Source organism: Comamonas sp. FG99 (genome assembly GCF_057808605.1).
In genome coordinates, this window is the sequence record NZ_JBMDII010000001.1 from 45,814 (window position 1) to 72,802 (window position 26,989).

Sequence of the window (26,989 nt, forward strand, 5' to 3'; positions counted from 1 at the left end):
GCCCCTCAACGGGCACTCAGCGGGGAGCGGCGTGAGCGCCGCCAGGCCAGCGCACCAACCGCCCAGGAGAGCCCCAGCAGGGCGCCCGCCCCCAGTGCAGGCACCGGGGCAGGTCGGGTGGGTTGAACCGGAGCCGCGGCGCGCACCGCCACGCCGCCGGGATCGGTGATGCTGCCGTTGGCCTGCAGGTCGTCGTCGCCATCCGCACCATCGGTGAGCGTAAGCACCACCCGGTTGCCGCTGATCCGCGCACCGGAGAACTCATACCAGTGCGGCTGCGGATTGGCCCGGGTCTTGCCGTACTTGTAGTACTTGCTGTTCGCGGGTAGATCCTCCGGGTACAACAGCTCGACCGTTGCCGGCTGGCCCGCCTCGCCGCCGCTCAGCGTGAAGCCGGCCACACCGAACGGGAAGCTCAAATCCTGCGGCGCACCGGACGCCGCTGCCACCGAGAATGCGCTGCCGGCATCGAAGGCCCACAGCCCGCTGCCGCCGCCGCTCACCTGCGCCGCCACCGCGCCCGGCTTGCCGACCGGCGCCAGCGATGCCTCGGCGGGCAGCGGCGCAAAGCTGAACTCCACATGGCAGCTGCCGCTGATTTCGCCGGTGGTATAGACCGTATGCTCGCCATTCCACGAGCCGGCCGGGCAATTGCCGCCGGGCGCCGTGCCAAGCACCTGGTAACCCGGCTTGGGTGTGACGGCGCAGGCGCTGGTCTGGCCCGGCACCGCACCACTGCACGACACGCTGCCGCCGCTGGGCGAGTTCGAGCCGCCGACCACGTTGCCGGTGCCGTCGCCCGCGATCAGCGTGACGGGCTTGCCAACGATCACGTAGCTATAGCTGCTGGCGCCCATCCGGTAGCGGTAGCCGGGCATCACCACCGCGGTGCCGGCGGTCTTGAAGCTCAGCGTTCCATTCTCGGCGGGCTCGGCCGTCGCGGTGCCGCCAATCAGCACCAGCTCGTTGGCCGCCACGGTGCTGACCGCCTTGCCCTGCGTGGTGAGCTGCACGTTCAGCCCCACCGGCTGGTGCAGCGCCACCTGGGCGGGCACGCCGGTGGCCTCGATCTCCACCGGGAAGTTCGTGGCCCATTTGGCATAGTCGGTGGTGAGGCCGTGCGTGCCCCAGCTGTAGAACTTGTAGAAATCGTTCTCGTTGTTGAGCGTCCACGGCCAGAAGGTGGTGCCGCGGTGCTTGGCCGCCTCCATGGTCTCGCGCTTGAGGCCGCCGTAGGACGGGTTGTAGGTGGAGCCATTGGCCTGCGTGGCCTCCAGCACCCGGCGCAGGCTGTCGAGCACGTTCGTGCTGTCGGCATTGCTGTTGAGGTAGCCCAGCGTCAGCTCGGGTATCTGCTCGCGGCTGCGCTTGAGCTGCGCGGCGTCGAACGAGATCGCGACAGACTGGTCGGCTGCCGCCCCGTCGGCGATTTCCTGCTTGAGGCGCGTGATGACGGACGGGGTGGAACTCTTGATTTCAATGAAATGCGTGACCGGCTTGTCCTTGAACGCCTGGAAATACTCGCGCATCGTGGGAACCTGCCATTGCCTGCCCTTGGTGCGCAGCTGCTTCACCTGGGCCAGCGTCATGGACTCGATCGCCCCCGTGCCGTTGGTGGTCCGATCCACGGTGGCGTCATGCATGATGACCAGGTGCCCGTCGGTGGTGACATAGATGTCGTTCTCGACCGCATCGGCGCCCGCCGCCACCGCTGCCTGGGCGCTTTCCAGCGTGTTTTCGTCGTTCTCGCCTCCCGCGGGCATGCCGCGGTGGCCGGTGATCAGCGGCTTGCGCAGCAAGGTGTTGGCCGGCAGCTTCCTGAGCACCTCGGCAAAGAGCTCGCTGCTCGGCGTGAGCAAGCCGTTGACGCCCGTGGTCAGTACATTCGCAGCCTCCTGCGGTGTCCGGGCATCGGATGCGGCCCAGACCGTAAGCAGCATGCGCTGCAGGTACGACACGTTGGCGCGCGTGGTGAAGCTGGCGGGCAGCAAGGCGATCTTTGCGCCCGCGCGGTTCGTGTCGCCAACGATCTGGAGCAGCGTTTGCTTGCCTTCGGCCAGGGCGCTGCCCGAGAAATCCAGGACAGTGCGGCTGCCGGGCAGCTGCTCGCGCGCATAGCCGAGCAGTTGCACGTCGTCGGACAGCAGCGTGATGTCGAAGAGCATGTGCACGTCCGCGGAAAAGCCGGCCAGCGCATCCACCGTGGCCTGGTCCCGGATGCGCAGCACCGGCACGGTGATACGCGAGGCCTGCGCGAACAGGTCCTTGAGCGTGCCCAGGGGCTCGCCGTGGGCGCCGGTGAGCTTGAGCGCCGCGTCCAGCGTGAACAGCGAGTTGCTGGAGCCATCGCCTTGCTCGGTGGCGAGGGCCGACATGCTCTGCACCAGCGTGGGCGGCATCGACGCGGCCGTGCCCGTCTCCTGCACCGCGACCGGCATGTCCAGCTCCGGCAGCGCGGCAAGCTGCTCGCTCACCTTGATGCGCTTCACGCGCAGCAGCGCGCCGGCAGTCTGCATGCCGATACCGCCCTTGGCCAGGCCGCTGGTGATGGTGGTGTCGTGCAGCAGCACATCGTTCAGGTACTGGCGCACCCGGTTGCCATGCACGATCACCGTGGCCTTGTAGGTCTTGTTCTTGTCGATGGTTTCGGTGAACGGCTTGGTGCTCTGGACATTCCAGCCGCCATTATTGCGATACGCGAATTCCGTGCCGTTGCTGGCCACCGCGTTCTGGCGGATGGCGAACTGGTGGTAGGGATCGAAGGCGATCGCACCGCTCTCGGGCGAGGTGCGGTACATCACGCTGATCCAGCGCGCCGCATCGTTCACCGCGTCGATGGTGAACTCCATCTCGACGCGGTAGTTGGACAGGCGCTCCAGTTCGGCGGGCAGCATCAGCGCCGTCATGGAGGTGGAATGGGCCCGCCCGTCGATCAGCAGGTTTCCGGTGGCGCCGTCGATGGCAACCGTGCCCTTGTTCCAGTTCGGCTTGCGCCAGCCTTCAGGCAAGGCAGCGGCAGTACTATTGAAAGCCTGGTCGATATAGACCTGCTCTTGCGCAGCGGTCTTGAGCGCCATGCCTGCCGCAGTTGCCGCGCCTGCGTTGCCGGCGATGGCTGCGTTGCTGTCCGCAGTTTGTGCCGAAAAAGCGAGCAGTGTCGCCATGGCAGTAGCCAGTTTCACGCGTTGCATTCTGTTCCCTCGTAAAGAAAACGGAAGTCTTGCAAAGGTGAATGACAGCGTAGTTAACCGCCAATGACAGGCTTGTCACATCCAGAGCGTTAAAATATGTTACCCATCGTTCGATGACCAGGCGCAGGCCGTCCGACTGGGGTGCCACCCGGTATTCGATATTGCAAGCAAGCGCGCCAGGCGATTCTTTGGAGGACGCCATGAAAAATACCGCTCGTAAGCTCCTATTGGCCGCCTCGCTGGGAGCCAGCTCGTTGATGGGTCCATCCGCGCAGGCGCAATGGGTTGACTACCAGTCGATGATCAACCGCCAGATGCAGGAGATGAACCGCAACATCGCCGCCGGGCAGCAGCAGGTTCAGGCCACGGTGCAGCAGCGCATGCAGGACCCAGCGGTGCGGCAGGCCTACCAGCGCCACCTGGCCGAGGCGGCGCAGCGCGGCGTGACGCCCTACGACTACCCGACGTTCACCTACTACTACATCTACACCAACGGCTTCTCGGCGCAGGGCGTGCAGCACATGCGCCGCAATGAGGCGAACATCCAGGCCAAGGAGCAGGCGGCGGTGGCCGGAGTGAGGCAGGCCGAGGCCAATCGCGCCGCAGCGCAGCAGGGCCTGCTCAACGGCCAGGCGCGCATCGCCAACGAGCGCGGCAACCTGTTGCGCGGCAATAGCACCTTCGTGGCCGGCAATGGCAACGAACTGGTGCTGCCGCACACCTGGCAGCGCAACACCACGCACCAGTACCAGGGCAATACCTACCGGGTGGACCAGAGCGGCCAGTACTGGGTCGCCACACCGGGCGGCTGGTGGATGCCGCTGCAGCAGCGCTGAGCGCTCAAGCCTGCAGCCGCCCAGCCACCTGCTGCGCCACCCACTGGGCATAGGCGGGCGCGGCGCCGCAGGTGCCGTGCGTCCACTGCGCCAGCTCATAGGGATGCAGCGGCGCCAGGTGCGCATGCAGCGCATCGAGCTGGCGCAGGCCGGTCTTCCAGGTGATGCGCCATTCGGCCCCGGATTGCAGTTCCCCTTCCCACCAGTAATGCGATGCAATCGCCTCGACCTGCGCGCAGGCCGCCAGGCGGGCCTCGACGCCGGCCCGCGCCAGCAGCCGCGCTTGGGCCTCGCTGTCGACGGTGGTGGCCAGCCAGGCGATGTCGGCCATAGGGTGCAGGGTCGGGGATCGGCTTGCGGTGCTCATGGCCGCATGCTATCGGAGCGAGAGGAATTTTTTATGCAACTTTCTGCTAACGATTGCGTCAAACTGCCCGTATTGAATATATGGCGGCACTGGAGAGCCGTTCGAATCGCGTTGGTAAATTATTCTGAAGCGCTATCGAAATCAGTAGCGCGCGGGCAGCGCAGCATGTAAGGCCCGTCGGTTTTCCACCTACGAGACAAGCCGCTTTTCCCCGTCTTTCCAGGGGGAACTCCGAGGACTTTCGGGGAATCGAAGCGGTGTTACCATGCATCGCATGGAAGAAAGGACTTCTAGCATGACAACCCATTCTGGAGCCATCGCCGTCAACAACAACGCATTGGCTCCTGCAAATCCGTGGTCCTTGGTGCCGCCGCTGGGCAATCTCGATGCCTACATCACGGCGGTCAACCGGATCCCTCTGCTCACCGCAGAGGAGGAGTTGCGTTATGCGCGCCAGCTCAAGGAGACGTCCGACGTGGACGCCGCCGGCCGGCTGGTGTTGTCGCACCTGCGCCTGGTGGTGTCCATCGCCCGCCAGTACCTGGGCTATGGCCTGCCGCACGGCGACCTGATCCAGGAAGGCAACGTGGGCCTGATGAAGGCCGTCAAGCGCTTCGACCCCGACCAGGGCGTGCGCCTGGTGAGCTACGCCATGCACTGGATCAAGGCCGAGATCCACGAATACATCCTGAAGAGCTGGCGCATGGTCAAGGTGGCCACCACCAAGAGCCAGCGCAAGCTGTTCTTCAACCTGCGTTCGCTCAAGCAGGGCTTCAAGGCCGATGCGGGCGTGGACGATGCCAGCGTGCACCGCGAGACGCTGACCGACCGCGAGATCGACGCGATGGCCGAGCAGCTCAACGTCAAGCGCGAGGACGTGATCGAGATGGAAACCCGGTTGTCCGGCGGCGACGTGCTGCTCGACCCGAGCCCGTCCCATGACGATGACCAGGCCTTCGGCCCCATCGCCTACCTGGCCGATGCCGCGCACGAGCCGACCGCGATGATCGAGGCGCGCCAGCGCGACGTGCTGGCCACCGACGGTATCCGCGATGCGCTGGCCACCCTCGACGAGCGCAGCCGCCACATCGTGGAGGAGCGCTGGCTCAAGGTCAACGACGATGGCTCGGGCGGCATGACGCTGCACGACCTGGCCGCCATCTACGGTGTGAGCGCCGAGCGCATCCGCCAGATCGAGGCCGCCGCGATGAAGAAGATGCGCAAGGCCCTGGCCGAATACGCCTGAGCCTCGCGGCCTGCAAACCAGCAGGCCGGCCATCTTTGGCGATAATCCGAGCGCACAGCCTTTGGGTTGTGCGCTTTTTTATCGCCCCTCTCGGAGGGGCAGCGACCACACGCAGTGGGGAGCGTGGGGTGTCATTTTTTATTGGAGACCTTCTATGTTTTCGTTGCTGTCGCGCCGCGTCGCCCTGGTCGCAGCCTGCTGCGCCGCCTGGGGCGGCGCCGCCTTTGCTGCCACTGGCGACGGCTGGCCCAGCAAGCCCCTGCACCTGATCGTGGGCTTTCCCGCGGGCTCGTCGCCCGACCTGACTGCGCGCGCGCTGGCCGAGCCGCTGGAAAAGGCGCTGGGCCAGCCCATCATCGTCGAGAACCGGGTGGGCGCGGGCGGCAACATCGCCGCCGAATACGTGGCGCATGCCACCGACGGCCACACCTTCAGCGTGATGATCAACGGCAACATGACGATCGCCAAGCTGCTCAACCCCAGCGTGCGCTACGACCCGCTGAAGGACCTGCAGCCCGTGAGCCTGATCGGCGTGGCGCCGCTGGTGCTGGTGGCGCCGGCCAAGGCGCCCGAGGGCAAGGCCTTCTTCGCGGCCGCGGCCGCCGCCGGCCCGAAGTGGAGCTACGGCTCGCCGGGCGTGGGCACCGTGGGCCACCTGGGCATGGAGCTGCTCAAGAGCCGCTCGGTGATCAAGGCCGAGCACATCCCCTACCCCGGCTATCCGCAGGTGTTCAACGCCATCCAGGGCGGCGACCTGCAGCTGTCCATGCTGCCGCCGGCGCTGGCCATGGCGCAAATCCAGGCGGGTAAGCTGCGCGGCATCGGCGTCACCTCGGCGGCGCGCAGCCCGCTGGCGCCCGGCCTGCCCAGCCTCAAGGAGCTGGGCGTGCAGAACTTCGACCTGGAGATCTGGAACGCGGTGGCCGCGCCCAAGGCTATGCCGCTGTCGCATGTGGCCCAGCTGGCCACGCTGGTGAGCGACATCGTGCGCACGCCCGAGATGCGCGCCAAGCTCGCGGTGCAGGGCTGGCAGGCGGTGGGCAGCTCGCCCGAGGGGCTGGCCAACCGCATCCACGCCGACGTGAAGGCGCTGGGCAGCATCATCCGCGACCAGCATATCCAGACCCAGTAAGGCGAAAGGCTCCATGAACGCAGCAGCAGCCTTCACCCAGCTGTCCGCCTGGCAGGTCATGGCCTGGGGCCTGGCGCTGTTCGGCAGCCTGTACCTGGCCGGCGGCTGGGGCATGGGCTGGCTCACGCGCAGCCTGGCGCGCCGCGGCATTGGCCGCGTGCTGGATACGCGCCCGCTCAAGCCCGACCAGCTGCGGCGCGAATGGCGCCAGTCTTTCCACTCGGTGCTGATCTTCGGCCTGGGCATGGTGGTTCCCTGGGGCTTCGTGCAGCTGGGCTGGGCACGGCTGAACCCCGATGCCGGCGGCTGGCTGATCGCCGTCGAGATCGCGCTGCTGCTGGTGTGGAACGATGTGCATTTCTGGATCAACCACCGCCTGCTGCACACGCGCTGGTTCAAGCGCTTTCACGGCGACCACCACCGCTCGGTGGTCACCACGCCGTGGTCCACCTACAGCTTCCACCCGGTCGAGGCGCTGATGCTGGGCAATGTGATCCTGTTGCCCATGGTGCTGCACGACTTCAGCTTCTGGTCGCTGGCCGCGGTGCCGGTGCTGAGCCTGCTGCTGAATGCGATCGGGCACTCGAACTACGACTTCTTCCCGCAGGTGCCGGGCACGCACCCGCTGGCCGCCAGCCGCCGCCACCACCTGCACCACGCCCGGCCCGCAGGCAACTACGGCTTTGCGCTGGATTTCATGGACCGGCTGATGCGCACCAGCGTGAAGCCCGCCCCGCGCTGATGCCGGCACTGATGCCACGCCTGCGCTCCTGGCGGGACTTGCAGTCGCTGGCCTACATGGCGGCGCTGCCGCTGCTGGTGTGGTGGCAGTGGCGCCACGGCTGGAATCCGTGGCTGTATGCGCTTGAGCTGTTCCTGACGCTGGGCATAGGCGTCATCCACCACAACCACACGCATCTGCGCATGTGGCAGGGCCGCTGGGCCAACCGGTTCACCGACTATCTGCTGACGCTGCTGCAGGGCCACCCCACCTTCGTGTTCTGGCCCGCCCATGTGGCCAACCACCATCGCCATCGCCATGGCCCGCTCGATGCCGCGCGCACCTACCGCTTCGGCGGCGACCACAACCACCTCGGGGGCTACCTGCTGCACCCGCTGCAGGCGGCGGCGGTGCTGTACCCGCTGTTCCTGCGCTGGCTGGCCGGCCTGCGCCTGCGCCAGCCCGGCGCCTTCTGGTACTGCATGGGCCAGTACGCGCTGTGGCTCGCCAGCTGGGCCGCGCTGCTGGCGCTGGACTGGCGCAAGGCGCTGCTGCTGGTGATCGCCCCGCAGCTGCACGGGCTGCACTGGCTGCTGGCCACCAACTACCTGCAGCACGCGCATGCGGACGGCCGGCCGCTCGCCAGGGCGGCACGCCATACTCGCGGTAGCGCGCTGAACTACTCGCGCAACTTCGAGGGGCTGGTGAACCCGCTGCTTTTTAACATCGGCCTGCACACGGCACACCACGAGTGCCCGCAGGCGCACTGGTCCCAGCTGACCCGGCTGCACCGCGACCAATACCGCCACCGGGTCGATCCCCGGCTGAACGAGCCGGGGCTGGCGCCCTACATGCTGCGGGTGTTCGTGCTGGGCCTGGTGTGGAAGCCGGCGCGCAGCCGCTCCCTCATGCCACCCGAGGCGATTCATTGATATCCATCACTGCACCATGCCAGTAGCCTATTCAGACACCTATATCCAGTCCGCCGGCCTGTTCCTGCCCGGCGCCCCCGTCGCGAATGCGGACATGGACGCCTATATTGCGCCGTTGAACCGGCTGTCCGAGCGCATCAAGCGCCGCATCCTGGCCGAAAACGGCATCCAGCAGCGCCACTATGCGATCGACGGCGAGGGCCGGACGGTGCACGGCAACACGCAGATGGCGGCGGCGGCGATCCGCGCATGCCTGGCCGCCGCGGGTCGGCCGCTGGCGGAGGTGGGCTTTCTGTCGAGCGGCTCGTCGGGCGGCGACGCACTGATGCCCGGCTTTGCCAGCATGATCCAGGGCGAGCTGGCCGCGCCGCCGATGGAGCTGCTGTCGGTGCACGGCGTGTGCGCCGCCAGCGTGGGCGCGCTGCAGGCCGCCGCGCTGGCGGTGGACCGGGGCCAGCATGCGCAGGCGCTGGCGGTGGCCAGCGAGATGCCCTCACGCCTGTTCAAGCGCTCGCGCTTCGCGGCCCAGGGCTACGACACCGATTTCGATGCGCACTTTCTGCGCTGGATGCTGTCGGACGGCGCGGGCGCGGTGCTGCTGGGCAGGGCCGGCGCCTTGCCCACCGCCCCCGGCCTGCGCCTGAAGCTGCTGTGGACCCACCAGCGCAGCTTCGCCGGCGACTACCCGGTGTGCATGCAGCTGGGCCTGACGCCCGACCGCACCACCAGCCACCTCGACTTCGGCGCCTGGGGCGACGCCGAGGCCGCCGGCGCGCTGGCGCTGCGCCAGGACATCCGGCTGCTGCCGCATCTGTTCGACGTGTGCATCCACGAATACGCCCGCCTGGCGCGCGACGGCTGGGTGCCCGAGCGCGGCATCGACCATTTCCTGTGCCACTACTCGTCCGAGAAATTCATTCCCGTGGTCGACGAGCTGCTGAACAAGGCCCAGCTCGCCATCCCCCGCGAGCGCTGGTGGAGCAACCTGGCCTGGCGCGGCAATACCGGCGCGGCCTCGATCTTCATCATGCTGGCCGAGTTCCTGCAGACCCAGCAGGCACGGCTGAAGCCGGGCGATACGGTGCTGTGCTTCGTGCCCGAATCGGGCCGCTTCACCGCCGGCTACATGCTGCTGAAGGTGGAGGCCGATGCGCCGGCCACGGGCGCGCCGGCGGCTGCTTACAGCCAGCGCCAGCCCAGCCCGGCACAGGACGGCGATGCGATCGCGCCGCCGCACGATCCGGCCTCGGCCCCCACGGGGCTGGCGCCGCTGCTCACCGAGCTGGCCAGCATCTGGCACGACTACCGCTCCAAGGTCTGGCGCACGCCGCTGCTGCAGCGCATCCGCGGCGGCGAACTCACGAGCGCCGACTATGTGCGCTGGATGAGCCACTGGATTCCGCAGGTGCGCGAGGGCAGCCTGTGGATGCGCGAGGGCGCGGCCTCGCTGAGCGGCGACTATGCGGCGCTGGCGGCGCTGATGGGGGTGCACGCCGGCGAGGAGCAGAACGACTTCAAGATCCTGCACAGCGACTACCTGAAGGCCGGCGGCACCGAGACCGACATCGCCCGGCTGCGCCGCAACCCCGGCGGCGAGGCGCTCAACGCCTACCTGCACGGCCTGGCGGCCACCGCCAATCCCATCGGCCTGCTGGGCGCGATCTACATCATTGAGGGCACGGGCCAGCGCATCGTACCCAGCCTGCTGCCGCTGCTGCGCGCCGGCCTGCCGCTGCCGCCCGATGCGTTCCGCTTCCTCGAATACCACGGCGCCAACGACGAGAACCACCTGGAGCGCTGGCTCACCGCGGTGCAGATGGTGATGGCGCTGGACGAGCACGGCGACGCCCCGCGGGCGATCGCGGCCACCGCCAGGCGCACCGCCCAGCTGTACCTGATGCAGTTCGAGCACGTGCTGGAGGAAACCACATGAGCACCGATTTCCGCGACCTGCCGCACGACGAGCGCGACCCCAGCCCCTGGCTGGCGCTGTACCTGGACCAGAGCACGCCGCTGCCCGACGAGGTCAAGGCCGCGTGGCTGCGCGACTCCAGCAGCCGCTCGCGCCAATGGCTGCTGCCCTTTCTGCGCCCGCTGGCGCGCGCCAGCATCATCCTGATCCAGATCTTCAAGGCGCTGGTGCCGGGCAACTGGGCGCACTCCAGGCTGCTGCACCGGCTGCTGGCCTTCAGCATGAACCGCTTCGTCTCGCCCGAGGCCAACTGGTTCATCCTGCGCCATTTCCATCTGGGCTCGCAGATCCTGGCCTTCGTCGCGGCGAATGCGCCCACGCCGGTTTCCACCGCACCGCTCGAGCCCGAGAACATCGATGCGATCAAGGATGAGCTGTTCCTCAAGCACGACCTGAACCTGTTCAACTTCGTGATCCGCCTGAACACCGCGCTACGCGCCGCCGGCCAGCGCCTGCAGCCGGTGCAGCAGCCCGACTTCTCGATGGTGCGCGAGCCGCCGCTGCGCCTGCAGGACATGCCGCGCGGGCGCCTGAACATCCTCGATTTGCAAAGCGCCATCGAGGTCTACACGCCGGTCTACCAGCTGCTGCTGACCGACCACGACTTCTGGCGCGCCAGCAACTCGCTGCAGCTCGACGAAACCGTGGCCATCTACGTGGCCACCCTGCTGAACACGCCCGAGCACCTGGTGATGCTGAACAACAAGCATCCGCTGGTGCCGCTGTCCACCCTCAAGGCCGGCCACCGGCTGGTGCTGCACGGCCTGTCCACCGAGATGCTGCACTGCCTGCTGATGCGCATGGCGCAGGCCTCCCCCGCCGGGCCCGCACTCGATTGAGAAATACAATTACGCAATAGTTACAAATTCTCAACAAAACCCTAAGATGCAGATTCCATAGATTGCAGCGTTGCCATGGCAATGGCCGCGGGAGGCGAAGATGGCGATCAGGATCATGCAGATCAGTGCCGGCCGCGAGCGCTCGGTGGCGCTGGACCAACAAGGCCATGCCTGGGGCTGGGGCGGCATCAAGGTACTGGGCGCCACGCTGCCCCCGGGCTATCCGGGCGATTTGTGCATCGCCAACCCCACCGAGATCGGCCACAACCGCTATGCGCAGCCGCTGCCGCAGCGGCTGAATCCGGCGCAGCTGCCCTTTGCGGCCGTGGCCGACGGGCATGTGGACACGGTCGCCGTCGGCCGCAACGGGCATGTGCTGTCGTGCCGCCCGGTGGTGTCTCCCGAGCACGGCGTGCAGCGCTCGCCCATCGCCGGCCTGCCGGCGCGGCCGGTGCAGGTGGCGCAGGCCGAATCGGCCGGCTTCGCCTTGTATGCCGATGGCTCCGTCTGGTCCTGGGGCCTGCGTGCGCAGGGGCAGCTGGGCCGCGCCACCGAGGCGCTGGCGGCGCCGCCGGGCCGCCTGGCCGCGCTGCCGCCCATGGCGGCGCTGGCGGCCGGGCACGGCCATGTGCTGGCGCTGGACCGCCTGGGCCGCGTCTGGACCTGGGGCGCCAATGGCGCCGGCCAGCTGGGCCACGGCGACCTGGCGGCCAGCGCCTCGCCCCGCCGCTTGGAGATTCCCGCCCGCATCCGCCGGGTGGCCGCGGGCGACACCCACAGCCTGGCGGTGGACGAGGCCGGCCGGCTCTGGGCCTGGGGCGCCAACAACCACGGCCAGGCGGGCGAAGTGGCCGCACGCTACCTGCCGCGCCCCACGCGCATAGCCACCGCGTTCGCGGTGAGCCAGATCGACGGCGGCATGTTCTACACCGTGGCCACCTCGGTGCACGGCGACGTGTTCGCCTGGGGCTGGAACGGCCTGGGCCAGCTGGGCCAGGCCGGCCCGGCCGCATCGGCCCGGCCCTTGCGCATTGCGGCGCTGAAGCGGGTGGCGCAGCTGTCCGCCGGCACCGGCCATGTGCTGGCCCTGGGCGAGCAGGGCGTGCATGCCTGGGGCAACAACCGCAGCTCGGCCTGCGGCGCCTTTCCCTCGGCGGCGGTGCAGCCCAAGCCCCGCCTGGTCACCTTTGCCTGAATTGCCTGAAGGATCGCCATGACCGAAACCCTTCACCCCCCCGCCCAGCCCAGCCGCCGCGAAGCCCTGCAGTGGGCCTTCGGACTGAGCGCCGGCTCCGCGCTGCTGCCGCTCGCCGGCTGCGGCGGCGGCTCGGGCACCGAGGACACGCTGCCCGAGCCGCAGCGGCTCAGCTCCGCCAAGGGCCTGCTGGAGCTGGAGCTGAACGTGCAGTACGCCACGCAGGCGCTGGAGATCGCGGCCAGCCAGCCGCCGGCCTATCCGGGCAGCGCCACCCGCACCCAGGCCACGCTGCGCAGCTTCAACGGCCGCTACATGGGGCCCACGCTGGTGCTCGATGCCGGCGACACGCTGCGCATCCTACTCAACAACCGCCTGCCGGCCAACACCCGGCAGACCGGCGTGTCGTACCTGAACCACCAGAACAGCACCAACCTGCATTTCCACGGCCTGCACGTGGACCCGCGCGAGATCCGCCCCGGCGTCTTCGGCGACTATGTGGTCGATACCGCCGAGGGCGGCGTGCTGCCCGGCCAGAGCCGGCAGCACGAGCTGCAGATCCCGGCCAACCACACCAACGGCATCTACTGGTACCACCCGCACCTGCACGGCTCCTCGAACGTGCAGGTCTCCAGCGGCATGTTCGGCGCCATCATCATCCGCGACCCGGCGGACCGCTTCATCACCTCGCCCGACATCCGCGAGCGCGTCCTGCATGTGCACAAGCTCAACCTGAACGGCGACGGCCGCACCGATTCGTTCAAGGACTCGGTGGAGTCGCCGACCTCGGGCTTCCTGCTCAACGGCGCCTACCAGCCCACCATCGTGATGCGGCCGGGCGAGGTGCAGAACTGGCACCTCATCAACACGGCCTCGTTCTACCCTTTCAACCCGGTGCTGGACGGCCACACCCTGTGGGCCTACGCCAAGGACGGCAATGTGTACGACCGCCGCTTCAAGCCCATGAACGCGGACAACGCCGGCCAGTTCGACGACGCCCACTGGCCCGGCAACGCGCTGTACCCCGGCAACCGGCATTCGCTGATCGTCAAGGCCAGCAGCACGCTCGGCACCTACTACCTGCGCGCGGCCAAGGCCCCGTCGAGCGAGGCGCAGGAAGAGATCGTCGCCCGCATCGTGGTCGAGGGCCTGCCGGTGGACACGCCCATGCCCGCGGCGGCCGATCTGCCGCGCTACGACGAGCATGTGCCGATCACCGACGAGGAGCTTGCCAGCCATGGCGGCAAGCAGCGCAACCTGGTGCTGGCGGTGCTCGACAAGGACGACCCGCAGGTGATGAAGCCGATTCCGCAGGGCGAGGACTGGTTCGTCCCCGAGTCGGAGGGCTTCATGGCCAACCTGGTGTTCGCATCGGGCGCCGTCGGCGCGCCGCTCATTCCGTTCCAGTCATCGCTGGCGGTCACCCAGACGGTGGCGCTCGACGCGGTCGAGGAGTGGACCATCAACAGCCTCAACGGCTATCCGCACCCGTTCCACATCCATGTGAACGACAGCTATGTGGTCAAGGTCAACGGCCAGCCGGTCACGCCGTTCTGGACCGACACCATCCCGGTCGCCGTCAAGGGCAGCATCACCTTTCGCATGCGCTTCTCGGACTTCCCGGGCAAGTTCGTCTGGCACTGCCATGCGCTGGACCACGAAGACCTGGGCATGATGCAGCTGGTCGAAGTGGTGGCCTGATGCCATGGGCCCGTCAGGCGCCGTCCAGTAGTTTCTGGATGTCGCCCGCCAGCTGCTCGGGCGGCGCGCCGTAGCGGCTGTACAGCCGCAGGCGGCCCTGGCCGTCGAAGATGTAGTCGCCGGCCGAATGGTCCATGGTGTAGCTGCCGGGGGTGCTGCCCTCGACCTTCTTGTAGTAGACCTTGAAGTCCTTGGCCATCGCGGCGAGCTGCTCGGGCGAGCCGGCCAAGCCGACGAAGCTTGGATCGAAATTGGCCAGGTAGGCCTTGAGCACCTCGCGGGTGTCGCGCTGCGGGTCCACCGAGACGAAGACCACCTGCAGCAGCTCGCCCTTGGCGCCGAGCTGCTTCTTGACGTTCGCCAGGTCGAGCAAGGTGGTAGGGCACACATCGGGGCATTGGGTGTAGCCGAAGAACACCAGCACCACCTTGCCCTTGAAGTCGGCCAGCGTGCGCTGGCGGCCGTCCTGGTCGGGCATGGCGAAGTCCTTGGCATAGTCGGCGCCGGTCAGGTCGATCGCGTTGAAGCTGGCCTTTTCCTTCTGGCAGGCGGTCAGCAGGCCGGCAGCGCCGGCGGCCAGCGCCGACTTCGCCATCCATTGCAGTGCGTTGCGTTTGTTCATGGTGTGCTCAGGCCAAGGTGTAGTGGTCCACCAGCAGCGCGGCGAATAGCACGCTCAGGTGGATCAGTGAAAAACGGAAGGTCTTGCGCGCCAGCGTGTCGGAGTACTCGCGCCACAGCCCGAAGCCGTAGGCGCAAAAGCCCAGGCTCAGCGCCACGGCGGCGGCCAGGTAGATCCACGAGCTCATGCCGAAGACGAAAGGCAGCAGGCAGGCCGCGAACAGCACGATGGTGTAGAGGAACACATGCAGCCGCGTGAATTCGTTGCCGTGCGTGACCGGCAGCATGGGCAGGCCGCTCTTGCGATAGTCCTCGACCCGGTACAGCGCCAGCGCCCAGAAGTGCGGCGGCGTCCACAGGAAGATGATGAGGAACAGCAGCAGCGCATGCGGCGCCACGTCGCCGGTCATCGCGGCCCAGCCCAGCACCGGCGGCATCGCGCCCGAGGCGCCGCCGATGACGATGTTCTGCGGCGTGAGCGGCTTGAGGATCACGGTGTAGATCACCGCATAGCCGACGAAGGTGGCGAAGGTGAGCCACATGGTCAGCGGGTTGACCCAGAGGTACAGGATCGCCGAGCCCGCGCCGCACAGCAGGGCCGAGAACAGCAGGGTCTGGCGGTTGGACAGCTCGCCGCGCGCCGTGGGGCGCCAGGCAGTGCGCTTCATGCGCGCATCGATGCCCTGCTCCACCAGGCAGTTGAAGGCGGCGGCCGCGCCCGCGACCAGCCAGATGCCCGCGCAGGCCACGGCCATCAGGCCCAGCTGCTGCAGCGACGGCAGGCCGGGCACCGCCAGCACCATGCCGATCAGCGCGCAGAACACGATCAGTTGCACCACCCTGGGCTTGGTCAGCGCATAGAACTGCGCGAACCGTGTCGGCATGGTGGTGGCAGAGGAAGTTTCGGTCATTGCGGCACTCAAGGTCAGTCCGTTTCTTTCGCGGTGCGCCCCGCACAGCTGCGGGTGGAGGTGGAGCACCAGGTCCAGGTCAGCACGGTGATGATGGCCGCCGCGCCGCCGGTATGCAGCACCGCCGCCACCAGGGGCCAGTCCAGCACCACGTTGGACAGCCCCGTCAGGAACTGCAGCACCGTCAGCCCCACCAGCCAGCGCCGCTGGGCCCGCAGCGCCGGCACCACCGCCAGGCGCCAGCCCAGCCACAGCAGGGCCGGCAACACCACATAGGCACCGAGCCGGTGCACGTAGTGAATGCCCACCAACGCCTGGTAGCTGATGTGCGAGCCATCGCGCAGCATGCCCAGCTCGCGCCAGAGCTGGAAGCCGTCGAAGCGCATCTCGGGCCACCAGGCGCCGTTGCAGGTGGGGAAGGTGGAGCAGGCAAGCACCGCATAGTTGGTGCTCACCCAGCCGCCCAGCGCGATCTGCGCCAGCACCAGCGCGGCCACCAGCGCCACGCCGGCGCGCAGGCCGGCGCCAACCGGCACCAGCGCCAGATTATCGGAAAATTGCGTGTGCCGCGTGGCCTGCACGCACAAAAGCACCAGCAGCAGTGTGCCTCCGAGCAGGTGCAGGGTGACGATGGCGGGAAAGAGCTTCATCGTCACCGTGAGCGCGCCGAACGCGCCTTGCAGCAGTATCCACGCCAGCGTCAGCGTGGGCCACCATGGGCTGAGGGGCTGGCGCCCGCCGCGGCGCCGCTGCAGCCAGGCCACCGCGGTCAGCACCACGATCAGCCCACCCACCGCAGTGGCGAGATAGCGGTGGATCATCTCCACCCAGGCCTTGCCGTGGGTCACCGGGCCGCTGGGCATCGCCGCCTGGGCCGAGGCGATCTCGCTGCGCGCGCCCACCGGGCTGGCATTGCCGTAGCAGCCCGGCCAGTCGGGGCAGCCCAGGCCCGAATCGGTGAGCCGGGTGAAGGCGCCGAACAGCACCAGGTCGAAGGTCAAAAACAGCGTGAGCACCGCCAGCACCTGCAGGCGCTTGGAATGCGTGGCGCCGCGGTGGCGCCACCAGATCCAGGCGATGGGGCCGAGCGCGATCACGGCGCCGGTCAGCAGCACCCGCGCCAGCGGCGCCAGGTCGTACAGCTCGCCGCCCATCAGCGCCCTTCCTTGTCCCAGCTGGACGAGGCGCGCATCAGCCGCTCCAGGTCGCGCCGTGCCTTGGCCGCATCGGCCTGGGCCAGCTGCGGCGGAAAGCGCATCATCCAGTGGCCCAGCGGATCGACGACGTACAGATGGTCCTGCAGCTGGCGGCCGGCCTGCGGCGCCAGCCATTGCTGCAGCACCGCCTGGGGCACGCGCAGCACGGTGGCGGTGGCCAGCCCCGGCACGATGGCCGCGGGCGGCTCGGCGCCATCGGCGATCAGCCACACCCAGTCCATGCGCTCCTTGTCCTTGCCCAGGCTCTCGCGCAGCTGGCGCTGCAGGTACAGGTTGCCCTGGCACCGGGCATCGCAGGCACCGCCCGACACGCTCAGCAGCAGCCACTGGCCCTGCAGGCTGCGCAGCTCGACAGGCGTGCCGTCCAGGCGCTGCGCCTGCACCGCCGGGAGCTCCTTTTGCGGCACGATGAGCTCGCCGAAGTTGCGCCGCCCCTCGGGCCGGATGACGTAGTAGGTGAAGTAGGAGGCGATCACCGGCGCCGCGCAGACCAGCAGCACCAGCAGCATCTTGAGCCGGCCGCTGCGCGAGCGCTGGGCATCGTCCATCGCGGCCTGCGCGCGCGGCACCGCCGGCAGGCTGTGGACGGTGAGCCCCAGCAACTCATGGTCGTCGGGCTCAGGCGCCCGCGTGGCGGCGTCTTCGAAGGAAACGTCGGACAATTTGGAACCAGACATAAAGAATCGCGGTCAGGCCACACAGGCCGAACCACTGGAATGCGTAACCATAGTGTTTTTCCACCCCGGTGCCCACCACGGGCCAGTCGCGCAGCAGGCCATCGGCAGCGGCATCGGTCTGCACCACGGTGAAGGGGGACAAGGCTTGCCCGATCTCGCGCGCAAACGCCTCGACGTGCAGATTTTGCCGTATGGGCGAAGCCCCTGGGCCATCGTGCCCCTCGCCGGCCGCAGAAAACTCCCACAGCCGCGAAGGCTCGGCGGCAATGCGCCCGCTGAGCTGCACCGGCCCCGGCGGCGTGGGCACCGCGGGCAGCGCATTGCGATCCTCGAAGTTGCGCGGCACCCAGCCGCGCTGCACCAGCACCACTGCCGGGCTGCCGGCCAAACGCAGCGGGCTGACGACGTAGAAGCCCGGCCGCCCCCGCATCTGCCGGTTGTCAAGAAACACGGTATGCCCGGGCAGCCATTCGCCCTGCACCACCACGCGCCGGTGCAGCAGCGCGGATGCATCGCCGCCCTCGCCGGCGCTGGCGAGGCTGCGGCCATCCAGCGCCGGCAGGGCGGCGCGCGCATCGATCTGGGCCTGCCACTGCTCTTTCTCGGCGGCGCGGCGCAGCTGCCACAACCCCAGCGAGGCCGTCACCGCCATGACCGCCAGCGCGGCCACGGTGAGCAGCAGCCAGCGCAGGCCCCGGCGGGCGCCTGCGGGCGATATACTGGTTTCATGCATATGCGATCTGCGCATCACGCTCCGTTAATCATAGCAATCAAGTATACCCACAGGGCATTCCCATGAAGATCGTCATTGTTCTGGCATTCCTGGTGATTCTGGGCAGCCTGGCCTGCGCGCTGCTGTTCATGATGCGCGGCAACAAGGACAACCAGGGCAGCAACAGCCGCATGGCCTGGGCGCTGACCGTGCGCATCGGCGTGTCGGTGCTGGTGTTCCTGCTGATCCTGCTGGCCTGGAAGCTGGGCTACATCCAGCCCACCGGCCTGCGCAGCGGCACCTGAATCTCAACAAAAAAGCGCCTCGCGGCGCTTTTTGCTGGGCGATGCGGATCACATCCAGTACACCAGCACGTACAGGCCGAGCCAGACCACGTCCACGAAGTGCCAGTACCAGGCGGCGCCTTCGAAGCCGAAATGGTGGCTGGGCGTGAAATGCCCTTTTTGCAGGCGCAGCGTCATGAAGAACAGCATCAGCATGCCCACGAACACGTGGAAGCCGTGGAAGCCGGTGAGCATGTAGAAGGTCGAGCCGTACACGCCGGAGCTGAGCTTGAGGTTCAGCTCGGTGTAGAGGTGGAAATACTCATAGCCCTGCACGCACAGGAAGATGAAGCCCAGCAGCACCGTGATCCACATGAAGCTGATGGTCTTGGCGCGCTGGTTCTCGCGCAGCGCATGGTGGGCGATGGTCAGCGTCACGCCCGAGGTCAGCAGCAGCGCGGTGTTGATGGTCGGCAGCCAGAACGGGCCCACGGTCTGGAAGGGCTCGATGATGCCCGCGGGCGAGGCGGTGGCGCCGGCGGCCAGGCTGGGCCACACGGCCTTGAAGTCGGGCCACAGGACGGCGTTGGCCAGGCTGCCCAGCGCCGGCACCGAATGCGCGCGCGCCCACCACAGCGCGGTGAAGAAGGCGCCGAAGAACATGACCTCGGAGAAGATGAACCAGCTCATGCTCCAGCGGTAGGACATGTCGATGCGGTGGCTGTACTTGCCCGACTCGCTTTCGCGGATCGCATCGCCGAACCACTGGTACAGCACGAACAGCCACCAGACGAGGCCCGCCAGGCAGGCGTACTTGCCCCACTCGTGGCCGTTGACCCATTGCGCCGCACCCAGGATCACGAAGAACAGCCCGATGGCCGCCATGACCGGGTGGCGCGACTCGGCGGGCACATAGTAGTACGGCGTTGCGCCGGTGGTGGATGCACTCATTTCAGCTCCTGATTTCTCGTTTTCTGCTTGCTATTGCTATCAATTCTTTACACCAGCCAGTTTACCAGCGCGATCAGTCCGAGCACCAGCAGGAAGATGGCGATCAGTCCGACCATGATGATCTGCAGCGGCGTGATGTTCTCTATGTCCTGCTGGTACTCCGAGCCCTTGCGCAGCCCGATCAGCGACCATGCCACCGCGCGGATGCTGCGCAGCAGCCCGCGGCCGGCGGGCTTGCGCTCTGGCAGGGGCTGGGGCGGCGCCATCACGAGCCCCGGCTTTCCTGCGGGCCGGAGGGCGGTGCCAGCGCGACCGGCGCCGCCGGTATCTTGCCGCCGACCTCGAAGAAGGTGTAGGACAGCGTGATGGTCTTCACATCCTTGGACAGCTTGGGGTCGATCACGAAGGCCACCGGCCACTGCTTTTCCTCGCCGGGGTTCAGCGTGTACTGGTTGAAGCAGAAGCACTCCAGCTTGTTGAAGTACGGCGCGGCCTGGCGCGGCGCGTAGCTGGGTATGGCCTGGGCCGACATGCGGTGGTTCTGCTCGTTGCGGAACTCGTACATCACCGTCGCCAGCTCGCCCGGATGCACCTGCATCGAATGCACCGCGGGCTTGAAGCTCCAGGGGCCGCGCGCATTGGCGTCGAACTCCACGGTGATGGTGCGGCTGGTGTCGACCTGGGTGTTCGCCGGCAGCCGCACATTCCGGCCCGCCTTGCCGTTGCCCGGCACCTCGCGCTCGGACAGCGACAGGATGTTGATGCCCGTCACCTCGCAGATGCGCTGGTAGATCGGGACCAGCGCATAGCCGAAGGCGAACATGCCGGCGGCGATCACCGCCAGCTTGCCCACCATTCTTGCGTTTTCCGTCTTCTGCCGCACACCTATCCCTCAGCTGTCGCACATGAACAAAGGCCTAGCGGCCCAGCATAACCATCTTGGCCAGAAAGCCCAGGAAGAATACCACCGCGATCGAAGCCAGTATCCAAGCCAGGCGCCGGTTGGCCTTGCGCTGTTCGGGCGTCGCCATGCCGGCCTACCCGATGACCCTGGTCGCGGTCGCGTCCAGCTTGGGCGGCGTCTCGAAGGTGTGGAACGGCGCCGGCGAGGGCACTTCCCACTCCAGGCCTTCCGCGGCCTCCCAGGGCTTTTGCGGTGCCTTCTCGCCCTGGCCGCGCATGGCCGGCCAGACGACGAACACGAAGAAGTACACCTGCATCAGGCCAAAGCCGAAGGCGCCGATCGAGGCCAGCATGTTGAAGTCGGCGAACTGCATCGGGTAGTCGGCATAGCGGCGCGGCATGCCGGCCAGGCCCAGGAAGTGCATCGGGAAGAAGGTGATGTTGAAGGTGATCAGCGAGCCCCAGAAGTGGATCTTGCCGCGGGTTTCGTTGTACATCACGCCGGTCCACTTCGGGCTCCAGTAGTAGTAGGCCGCGAACATCGAGAACAGCGAACCGGCCACCAGCACGTAGTGGAAGTGGGCCACCACGTAGTAGGTGTCCTGCAGCTGGATGTCGATGGGCGCCATCGACAGGATCAGGCCGGTGAAGCCACCCATGGTGAACACGAAGATGAAGCCCACCGAGAACAGCATCGGGGTCTCGAAGGTCATCGAGCCGCGCCACATGGTGGCCACCCAGTTGAAGATCTTCACCGCGGTGGGCACCGAGATCAGCATGGTGGCGTACATGAAGAACAGCTGGCCGGTGACCGGCATGCCGGTGGTGAACATGTGGTGCGCCCACACGATGAACGACAGGATGGCGATGGAGGCGGTAGCGTAGACCATGGAGGCGTAGCCGAACAGCTTCTTGCGCGCGAACGCGGGCACGATCTGGCTGATGATGCCGAAGGCCGGCAGGATCATGATGTAGACCTCGGGGTGGCCGAAGAACCAGAAGATGTGCTGGTACATCACCGGGTCGCCGCCGCCGGCGGGGTTGAAGAAGCTGGTGCCGAAGTGGCGGTCGGTCAGCGTCATGGTGATCGCGCCGGCCAGCACGGGCATCACCGCGATCAGCAGGTAGGCGGTGATCAGCCAGGTCCAGGCGAACATCGGCATCTTCATCAGCGTCATGCCGGGCGCGCGCATGTTCAGGATGGTGACGATGATGTTGATCGCGCCCATGATGGACGAGGCGCCCATGATGTGCATCGCGAAGATGCCGGCGTCCATCGATGGGCCCATCTGCAGCGTCAGCGGCGCGTACAGCGTCCAGCCCGCGGCGGGCGCGCCGCCGGGCATGAAGAACGAGCCCACCAGCATCAGGCCGGCGGGGATCAGCAGCCAGAAGCTGAAGTTGTTCATGCGGGCGAAGGCCATGTCGGAGGCGCCGATCTGCAGCGGCAGCATCCAGTTCGCGAAGCCGACGAAGGCCGGCATGATGGCGCCGAACACCATGATCAGGCCGTGCATCGTGGTCAGCTGGTTGAACAGCTCGGGGTTCACGATCTGCAGGCCGGGCTTGAACAGCTCGGCGCGGATCAAGAGCGCCAGGATGCCGCCCACCATCAGCATGGTGAACGAGAACAGCAGGTACAGCGTACCGATGTCCTTGTGGTTGGTGGCGAACACCCAGCGGCGCCAGCCGGCGGGCCCGTGGTGATGGTGGTCGTCGTGACCGTGTACGTGTCCGTGGTTGTCCAGTACTGCACTCATCTCTATCTCCAATCGGTCATCTGTCCTGGACTCATTGCGCGGCAATGACGTCGACACGGCGTGCCTGGCGGTCGTCGCCGGCACCTGCAGTAATGGCTTCGGGCTTGCGCAGCTCGATGCGGTCGGCGGCGACGCCGTTGTCGCTGAGCACCTTGGCTACCGCCTGGGCGCGCTTCTTGGCAAGTTCGGCGTTCTGGTCGGCGCTGCCGGTGGAGTCCACGAAGCCGGACAGGGCCACCTTGCCCTCCTTGTGGGCCGCCCAGTAGGCCGCCGCCTTCTGGGCTATGGCCTGGGCCTCGGGGCCGAGCTCGCTCTTGCCGGTTTCAAAGAAGATCTGGAACGGGCCGCCATCGGCCGCGGCCGCGGCAGGCGCGGGCGCCGGGGCAGGAGCCGCAGCGGGGGCGGCAGCGGCAGCGGCAGCGGCCGCGGGCGCGGCCGTGCCGCCGCCTTCGGGGTAGGTGCCGGTGCGGGCGGCCACGAACTGCGCGGGCTGGATGAGCTGGCCGGTCTTGTTGCTCCAGTGGTTCTTGGCGAAGGTCACCACCGCCGCCAGGTCGGTGTCGCTGAGCTGCTTCCAGGCCGGCATCGCGCCGTTGGCCCGGCCTTCGAGCACCGCATGCATCATCTCGGCCGGAGCGCCGTTGACCACGGCGCTGCCGTCGAGCGGCTTGATCGGGCCCGCGCCCTTGCCGTTGGCCTGGTGGCAGGCGGCGCAGTTGGCCGCATACACCTTCTCGCCCCGGGCGCTCAGGTCTGCCAGCGTCCAGACCTTGTTCGGGTCGTCCTGCTTGGCGGCCAGCTTCTTCTTCTCGGCCTCGACCCACTTGCTGTAATCCTCGGCCGACAGCACCTTCACATGGATGGGCATGTAGGCGTGCTCCTTGCCGCACAGCTCGGCGCACTGGCCGTAGTAGTCGCCGGTCTTCTCGGCGCGGAACCAGGTGTCGCGCACGAAGCCGGGGATCGCGTCCTGCTTGATGCCGAAGGCCGGCACCATGAAGGCGTGGATCACGTCGTTGGCGGTGGTGATGATGCGCACCTTCTTGTTCACCGGCACCACCAGCGGGTTGTCGACCTTCAGCAGGTAGTCGTTGGGCGCCTGCGAGACGTCGCCGCTGTTGGACAGCACGCGGTGGCTGTTGTCCAGCGTCGAGATGTAGGACAGGCCCTCGCCCTCGCCATTGAGGTAGTCGTAGCCCCACTTCCACTGGTAGCCGGTGGCCTTGATGGTGAGGTCGGCGTTGGTCGTGTCCTTCTGCGCCACCAGCACCTTGGTGGCCGGCAGGGCCATCAGGATCACGATCACGAAGGGCGCCACGGTCCAGGCCACCTCGACCGACACGGACTCATGGAAGGATGCCGGCTTGGCCCCGCGGGACTTGCGGTGCTTCCAGATGGAATAGAACATCACCGCGAAAACCGCGATGAAGATCACCGTACAGATGATCAGCATCATCCAGTGCAGCGAACTCTGCTCCTCCGCGATCTTGGTCACCGGGGGCGCCAGGTTCATCTGCTTGACCGCGGGGCCTCCCGGCAGATCCTGCACTGCGTGGGCCACCGACCCCAGGCCGGCACCGGCCAACAGCAGCAAAGAAGCCAGCCTTTTCGAAACGCTATTCATAGTTGTCACTTACTTCTTAACTTCTCATCATTGATAGACATTCCGATGCGCGCTATGTGGGCTAGCGACTCGGCTGGCCCCGGGGCCATGCATTGCTAACAAATCGAAAGCACGACATGCACCATGGGAGCCAGTCTGTCCTGCGCCCGAGCATGGCCTGAACTGCCCAAGAATGCAACCCAGGCTATCCCCGAACCATAGGCGTTTCACAACAAAATTGCACCCGGGTATAGACAAGCGGCGTAAATGCCGATCCACCTGCGCCGCACGCGCCTGCCGCAGCCGCCGATTGTATCGCCGGGACCTGGAAATTAACCGCCCGATAGCGGCAGTTCAGGCCCGTTGCCCGTTCAATCGCCGCGCTTGCCGGCGCGCAGCATGCTCTGCAGGTCGTCGACGGAGATCCGGCTCTCGCCCTGCATGCGCAGCTTGGGCGCCGGCTTGAAGGCGTGGCCGTAGATGATCTCGAAGCTAAGCTCCAGGCGGGCGCCGCCGGCACCGGGCTGTCCCGCAAGCGATAGCTCCCAGTCCCGCAGCCAGCGCCGCCCGCGCAGCCCTTGGTGGCGCTGGCGGTGCAGGTTGCGCCCCAGCTCGCGCAGCTCGGCGCGCAGCTTCTCGGGCGACGAGAACGACAGCACGATGCGCTCCATGTCCATCACCGGCTCGGCAAAGCCGGTCTGCACCAGCATGTCGCCCCAGTCGTGCATGTCGGTGAAGTCGTGGCTGACCGGCCCCCAGCCCCGCTCGGCATAGAGGCGGCGCAGCTCCTTGAACGTGTCGGGCCCCAGGCAGGAGAACATCAGGTAGCCGTCCACCGCCAGCAGACTGTGCCATTCTTGCAACAGCGCCTGGGGGTTGGCGCTGGCATGCAGCGCCATGTTGGCCCAGAGCATGTTGGCCTCGCCCGCGGCCGCGGCGCCAAAGCGCAGTGCGGGCTGGCGCCAGCGCCCGGGGCTCCACCACGGGGCCTGCAGTTGCTGCTGCGCCTGCGCCAGCCGGGGCGCGGCCTCGTCCACCACGATGCAGCGCGCCCGGGGCAGCTGCGCGGCCACCAGGCGGTGCGCCGCGAGGCCGGCCAGCGCCGGCTGCCAGCTGCACCAGGTGGCGGGCTTTTGCATAATCCACTGCAGGCGGTCCGCCATGCGCCGCCCCACCTCCTCGTGCAGCCAGGGGCTGTGCGCGGGCGCCTGCAGCGCCCAGCGGCGGGCGGCTGCCGGGTCGATACTGGGGGGAACTTGAAACTCAGCCATGGATGGGGAGCGCCAGCCGGTCGCGGGCGAAAGGGGGTGGAGGGAGATGGATAGGCAATGGTGGATCAGGGCGCGCCGGGCAGCCGCGCATCTCGCCGCGCGCATTCCCAGCCAGTGCTTCGTCTGCCGCTCGTGGCCCAGCGCGCGGCTGTGCCCGGACTGCGAGGCCGCGCTGTGGCTGCCGCAGACGCCGCGCTGCCCGCGCTGCGCCCTGCAGCTGCCGGCCGCCGCGCCGCTGTGCGGCGCCTGCCTGCGCGAGCCCCTGCTGCTCAGCACCTGCCATGCAGCGGTGGACTATATCGCGCCCTGGAGCGAGATGCTGCAGGAGCTGAAATTTCACCAGCAGCCCGCATGGGCTCCCGCCTTCGCGGGCTATATCGCGGCCACCCCGGGCGCCGCCGCCGCGTTCGCGTGCTGCGACTGGGTGGCGCCAGTGCCGCTGTCGGCGGCGCGGCTGCGCGAGCGCGGCTTCAACCAGGCGCTGCTGATCGCGCGGCGGCTGCGCCGCCTGCTGCCGGCCGGCGCCCCGCAGCTGCAGCCGGGGCTGCTGCTGCGCCTGCACGACGCCGCGCCGCAAAGCCGCTCCGGCCGCGCCCAGCGCCAGCGCAACCTGCGCCACGCGTTCGCCATCGAGCCGCGGCTGCGCGAGCAGCTGCAGGGCCAGCGCGTCGCGCTGATCGACGATGTGATGACCACCGGCGCCACGCTGAACGCATCGGCCCGGCTGCTGCTGGCGGCCGGCGCCGCCGAGGTGCACGGCTTCGTCTTTGCGCGCACGCCGCAGCACTGAGGCTCTTAAAATCTCGCCCCTATGTTCAATGTCGTCCTGGTCGAGCCCGAGATTCCGCCCAATACGGGCAATGTGATACGTTTGTGCGCCAATACCGGCAGCCGGCTGCACCTGGTGGAGCCGCTGGGCTTTTCGATGGAGGACCGCCTGATGCGCCGCGCCGGGCTGGACTACCACGAGTACGCCCAGGTGCTGCGCCATGCCAGCTGGCCGGCCTTCGTGCAGGCCATGCAGCCCGCGCCCGAACGCATGTTCGCGATGACCACGCACGGCAGCGGCAATCTGTTCGAGCAGTCTTTCCAGCCCGGCGACTGGCTGGTGTTCGGCTCGGAAACCCGGGGCCTGGCGCCCGGGCTGCGCGAGAGCTTCGCGCCGGCCCGGCGCCTGCGCCTGCCGATGGTGGCCGGCCAGCGCAGCCTGAACCTGTCGAACGCGGTGGCGGTGACCGTGTTCGAGGCCTGGCGGCAAAACGGTTTCAGGCCTGGCTGCGCTTGACGAAGAACAGCCCGGTGCCGACCGCCATCAGCAGGCCGCCGAAGACCCGATTCTGGGTGCGCATGGCCCGGCTGCTGCGCAGCAGGCGGCGCAGCGCGCTGGCGCTGGCCGCGTAGCCGTGCATGACCACCATGTCCACCGCGATGGTGGTTGCCGCCAGCACCAGCAGCTGCAGCCACAGCGGGCGCTCGCTGCTCATGAACTGCGGCAGCACCGCCACCATGAAGATGATGCCCTTGGGGTTGGTGGCATTGGTCATGAAGCCGGTCAGGCAGCGCTTGCGCCAGCTGGCGGTCGGCGCCGCCGCCTCACCGCCCGGCAGCGGGCCGCCGCCGGCGCGCCACTGCTGCAGGCCGATGTAGATCAGGTAGCAGGCGCCGGCGATCTTCACCGCATTGAACGCGGGCTCGGAGGCCACCAGCAGCGATCCCACGCCGGCGCCGGCCACGAGCAGGATGGCCAGCAGCCCCAGCTGCAGGCCCACGATGGTGGCGCTGGTCTTGCGCACGCCGTAGGACAGGCCGTGGCTCATCGACAGCACCGCGCCGGAGCCCGGCGAGACCGCGATGATGCAGGCGGCGACCAGGTAGGCCATCCAGGTATGCAGGTCCATGTTGTGCAATCTTTCTCGGCGCGAATAACAAATATGCGGGGAGCGACAT

At 67.8% G+C, this 26,989-nt stretch carries 27 protein-coding genes; 12 read left to right on the forward strand and 15 right to left on the reverse strand.

The genetic code is table 11. The features are described from left to right. Positions 1-5 precede the first annotated feature (5 nt). Complete coding sequence (locus ACODRX_RS00195) at positions 6-3,164, reverse strand: glycerophosphodiester phosphodiesterase family protein (protein ID WP_488868820.1); 3,159 nt, start codon at positions 3,162-3,164, stop codon at positions 6-8. A 227-nt stretch (positions 3,165-3,391) separates the two neighbouring features. Between ACODRX_RS00195 and ACODRX_RS00200 the strand changes: the two genes are divergently transcribed. After that, on the forward strand, positions 3,392-4,027 hold the full coding sequence (locus ACODRX_RS00200; RefSeq protein WP_488868822.1) for a hypothetical protein: 636 nt from the start codon (positions 3,392-3,394) through the stop codon (positions 4,025-4,027). A gap of 4 nt (positions 4,028-4,031) precedes the next feature. Here ACODRX_RS00200 and cutA read toward each other — a convergent pair whose 3' ends face one another. Next, positions 4,032-4,394 (reverse strand): divalent-cation tolerance protein CutA, encoded by a 363-nt coding sequence (gene cutA / locus ACODRX_RS00205; RefSeq protein WP_488868824.1) that lies wholly within the window; start codon positions 4,392-4,394, stop codon positions 4,032-4,034. 295 nt (positions 4,395-4,689) lie between these two features. Here cutA and rpoH point away from each other — a divergent pair, with 295 nt between their 5' ends. From rpoH to ACODRX_RS00245, 8 genes are all read left to right on the forward strand, one after another. Continuing rightward, positions 4,690-5,640 (forward strand): RNA polymerase sigma factor RpoH, encoded by a 951-nt coding sequence (gene rpoH, locus ACODRX_RS00210; RefSeq protein WP_488868826.1) that lies wholly within the window; start codon positions 4,690-4,692, stop codon positions 5,638-5,640. A gap of 154 nt (positions 5,641-5,794) precedes the next feature. Then, complete coding sequence (locus ACODRX_RS00215; protein WP_488868828.1) at positions 5,795-6,772, forward strand: Bug family tripartite tricarboxylate transporter substrate binding protein; 978 nt, start codon at positions 5,795-5,797, stop codon at positions 6,770-6,772. Between the two features lie 13 nt (positions 6,773-6,785). Then, positions 6,786-7,514: a sterol desaturase family protein gene (locus ACODRX_RS00220; RefSeq protein WP_488868829.1), complete on the forward strand. Its 729-nt coding sequence runs from the start codon at positions 6,786-6,788 to the stop codon at positions 7,512-7,514. Then, positions 7,514-8,425, forward strand: coding sequence for a fatty acid desaturase (locus ACODRX_RS00225; protein WP_488868831.1), 912 nt, complete (start codon positions 7,514-7,516; stop codon positions 8,423-8,425). Before ACODRX_RS00220 ends, ACODRX_RS00225 begins: the two co-directional genes overlap by 1 nt. Positions 8,426-8,441: 16 nt before the next feature. Next, a complete protein-coding gene (locus ACODRX_RS00230) occupies positions 8,442-10,358 on the forward strand; it encodes a 3-oxoacyl-[acyl-carrier-protein] synthase III C-terminal domain-containing protein (protein ID WP_488868833.1) in 1,917 nt (638 codons plus the stop codon). Beyond that, complete coding sequence (locus ACODRX_RS00235) at positions 10,355-11,236, forward strand: DUF6999 family protein (protein ID WP_488868835.1); 882 nt, start codon at positions 10,355-10,357, stop codon at positions 11,234-11,236. The genes ACODRX_RS00230 and ACODRX_RS00235 overlap by 4 nt, the downstream gene beginning before the upstream one ends. A 100-nt stretch (positions 11,237-11,336) precedes the next feature. Then, positions 11,337-12,431 (forward strand): RCC1 domain-containing protein, encoded by a 1,095-nt coding sequence (locus tag ACODRX_RS00240; RefSeq protein WP_488868837.1) that lies wholly within the window; start codon positions 11,337-11,339, stop codon positions 12,429-12,431. Between the two features lie 18 nt (positions 12,432-12,449). Next, entirely contained in the window at positions 12,450-14,132 is a 1,683-nt protein-coding gene (locus tag ACODRX_RS00245; protein ID WP_488868839.1) for a multicopper oxidase family protein, read from the forward strand. A 13-nt stretch (positions 14,133-14,145) separates the two neighbouring features. On the opposite strand, the gene ACODRX_RS00250 is transcribed toward ACODRX_RS00245, so the two are convergent. The 5 genes from ACODRX_RS00250 to ACODRX_RS00270 are packed head-to-tail and all read right to left on the reverse strand — an operon-like array spanning position 14,146 to position 18,291. Next, complete coding sequence (locus ACODRX_RS00250) at positions 14,146-14,754, reverse strand: SCO family protein (protein ID WP_488868841.1); 609 nt, start codon at positions 14,752-14,754, stop codon at positions 14,146-14,148. Between the two features lie 7 nt (positions 14,755-14,761). Continuing rightward, entirely contained in the window at positions 14,762-15,664 is a 903-nt protein-coding gene (gene cyoE / locus ACODRX_RS00255; protein WP_488868843.1) for a heme o synthase, read from the reverse strand. Between the two features lie 14 nt (positions 15,665-15,678). Beyond that, a complete protein-coding gene (locus ACODRX_RS00260) occupies positions 15,679-16,818 on the reverse strand; it encodes a COX15/CtaA family protein (protein ID WP_488868845.1) in 1,140 nt (379 codons plus the stop codon). Continuing rightward, positions 16,818-17,558, reverse strand: coding sequence for a hypothetical protein (locus ACODRX_RS00265; protein ID WP_488868847.1), 741 nt, complete (start codon positions 17,556-17,558; stop codon positions 16,818-16,820). The genes ACODRX_RS00260 and ACODRX_RS00265 overlap by 1 nt, the downstream gene beginning before the upstream one ends. Continuing rightward, the gene (locus ACODRX_RS00270) at positions 17,500-18,291 is read right to left on the reverse strand and encodes an SURF1 family protein (RefSeq protein WP_488868849.1); all 792 of its coding nucleotides are present in this window, start codon (positions 18,289-18,291) and stop codon (positions 17,500-17,502) included. The genes ACODRX_RS00265 and ACODRX_RS00270 overlap by 59 nt, the downstream gene beginning before the upstream one ends. Positions 18,292-18,353: 62 nt before the next feature. Here ACODRX_RS00270 and ACODRX_RS00275 point away from each other — a divergent pair, with 62 nt between their 5' ends. After that, complete coding sequence (locus tag ACODRX_RS00275) at positions 18,354-18,575, forward strand: twin transmembrane helix small protein (protein ID WP_488868851.1); 222 nt, start codon at positions 18,354-18,356, stop codon at positions 18,573-18,575. Between the two features lie 48 nt (positions 18,576-18,623). Here the strand turns inward: ACODRX_RS00275 and ACODRX_RS00280 are convergent, their stop codons facing one another. From ACODRX_RS00280 to ACODRX_RS00310, 7 genes are all read right to left on the reverse strand, one after another. Then, a complete protein-coding gene (locus ACODRX_RS00280; RefSeq protein ID WP_488868853.1) occupies positions 18,624-19,505 on the reverse strand; it encodes a cytochrome c oxidase subunit 3 in 882 nt (293 codons plus the stop codon). Positions 19,506-19,552: 47 nt separating this feature from the next. Next, entirely contained in the window at positions 19,553-19,771 is a 219-nt protein-coding gene (locus ACODRX_RS00285) for a DUF2970 domain-containing protein (RefSeq protein WP_488868855.1), read from the reverse strand. Further along, positions 19,771-20,388: a cytochrome c oxidase assembly protein gene (locus ACODRX_RS00290; RefSeq protein ID WP_488868857.1), complete on the reverse strand. Its 618-nt coding sequence runs from the start codon at positions 20,386-20,388 to the stop codon at positions 19,771-19,773. Before ACODRX_RS00290 ends, ACODRX_RS00285 begins: the two co-directional genes overlap by 1 nt. Before the next feature lie 34 nt (positions 20,389-20,422). Next, positions 20,423-20,536, reverse strand: a complete 114-nt coding sequence (locus ACODRX_RS00295; RefSeq protein ID WP_488868859.1) for a cytochrome oxidase small assembly protein — start codon at positions 20,534-20,536, stop codon at positions 20,423-20,425. 6 nt (positions 20,537-20,542) lie between these two features. Further along, positions 20,543-22,168 (reverse strand): cytochrome c oxidase subunit I, encoded by a 1,626-nt coding sequence (gene ctaD, locus ACODRX_RS00300; RefSeq protein WP_488868861.1) that lies wholly within the window; start codon positions 22,166-22,168, stop codon positions 20,543-20,545. A 31-nt stretch (positions 22,169-22,199) separates the two neighbouring features. Further along, positions 22,200-23,792: a cytochrome c oxidase subunit II gene (gene coxB / locus ACODRX_RS00305; protein ID WP_488868862.1), complete on the reverse strand. Its 1,593-nt coding sequence runs from the start codon at positions 23,790-23,792 to the stop codon at positions 22,200-22,202. Between the two features lie 350 nt (positions 23,793-24,142). Beyond that, positions 24,143-25,042, reverse strand: a complete 900-nt coding sequence (locus tag ACODRX_RS00310; protein WP_488868864.1) for a biotin synthase — start codon at positions 25,040-25,042, stop codon at positions 24,143-24,145. A gap of 46 nt (positions 25,043-25,088) precedes the next feature. Here ACODRX_RS00310 and ACODRX_RS00315 point away from each other — a divergent pair, with 46 nt between their 5' ends. Beyond that, positions 25,089-25,832 (forward strand): ComF family protein, encoded by a 744-nt coding sequence (locus ACODRX_RS00315; RefSeq protein WP_488868866.1) that lies wholly within the window; start codon positions 25,089-25,091, stop codon positions 25,830-25,832. A gap of 21 nt (positions 25,833-25,853) precedes the next feature. After that, positions 25,854-26,327: a tRNA (uridine(34)/cytosine(34)/5-carboxymethylaminomethyluridine(34)-2'-O)-methyltransferase TrmL gene (gene trmL / locus ACODRX_RS00320; RefSeq protein ID WP_488868868.1), complete on the forward strand. Its 474-nt coding sequence runs from the start codon at positions 25,854-25,856 to the stop codon at positions 26,325-26,327. On the opposite strand, the gene ACODRX_RS00325 is transcribed toward trmL, so the two are convergent. Further along, positions 26,308-26,940, reverse strand: a complete 633-nt coding sequence (locus ACODRX_RS00325; RefSeq protein WP_488868870.1) for a LysE family transporter — start codon at positions 26,938-26,940, stop codon at positions 26,308-26,310. The genes trmL and ACODRX_RS00325 overlap by 20 nt on opposite strands. Positions 26,941-26,989: the final 49 nt, after the last annotated feature.